The following is a 1,056-nucleotide window of genomic DNA, read 5'->3' as shown; positions in this document are numbered from 1 at the left end:
TAGCATTTCAAGGCGTTACCCTATCATTCTACTAATCATGATAACAGTTCTAGTTTTTTTGAATTTTATCAACTAACTAGGCAATTCTTTTCAAATTGCAACAAGTCGCACGATCTCTCTGAGTAGAAGCTATTATAGAGTTCTTGTTAGAATTCTCCTTTAAAATATCTTCATTTGTCTTAGCTATTAAGCCAAGTATATTTTCATCAGTAGTATTTACATGTCTTTTGAAAGACTGAACTGCTCTATATCCTTCATAAGCTCTTGCAGTTTCTTTCTGCCCATAGTGAATTAATCTTTCGTAAACATACACCTCTATCTGATGTATAGTAGGTGTAGGCTTGAAGTTTTCAAAATGTTTTTCAGCATCTATTGATATATTTGAAGCTATCTCAGGAATATATATCCCACTTCCGTTTTTCATAGCTTTTAAAATCGCTACTTCTATCTTAGTTCTATCAAAAGGAACCGTACTACCATCTCTCTTTATAACCTTCATCCAAAATATCCTCCCTTTTTCAATTTTCTTTTTCGTTCTTTCACACAATAATATATTATAACAGAAATTACCCACAAAAAATTTTTGTTTTTTATTTTTCAATCTCAAAATCACATTGTCGATAATCTATATAATAAATACCCACTAAAAACAAATAAAAACAAGTATAAAGTTCTGCATTTACTATTTTATTCTGAGATTATCTATTTCCAACATATCCAGATAAAAAAATTTTTTTAACTTTTTTTCTAAAAAATTTAGGTAATTTTGGAAACATTGAAATTTCAATTTTTCTATATCGTACAAAAATTTAAGAGAATATAACTAAAAAATTTACATAAGTATAAGAAAAAACTAAGACTAAATTCAAACTCGACGCTGAAGCCTGGAGAGCGAATACTTGTGTTAAGTAAAAAGGCTGCTACAAAATATCGTAACAGCCCTACTTGTATGTAGAAAACCCCCAGTTAGACTGGGGGTTCAGTAAAGCTTTTAGCTTTGAGTCTTTAATAAAAAAGCTCCTTTTGATAAGATATAATTGCGGTCCGCCAACTGCA

1 protein-coding gene is annotated in these 1,056 nt (G+C 29.8%); it reads right to left on the bottom strand.

Annotation, left to right across the window (positions count from 1 at the left end):
- Positions 1-76: 76 nt before the first annotated feature.
- Positions 77-499, bottom strand: coding sequence for an ATP cone domain-containing protein (locus tag ACK2WN_RS12155; protein ID WP_331683486.1), 423 nt, complete (start codon positions 497-499; stop codon positions 77-79).
- Positions 500-1,056: the final 557 nt, after the last annotated feature.

The sequence above is a fragment of the Peptacetobacter sp. AB800 genome (assembly GCF_047807365.1).
Classification (GTDB): Bacteria; Bacillota; Clostridia; order Peptostreptococcales; family Peptostreptococcaceae; genus Peptacetobacter.
The sequence above is the reverse complement of the archived record's forward strand: the minus strand, read 5'-3'. Positions and strand labels throughout refer to the sequence as shown.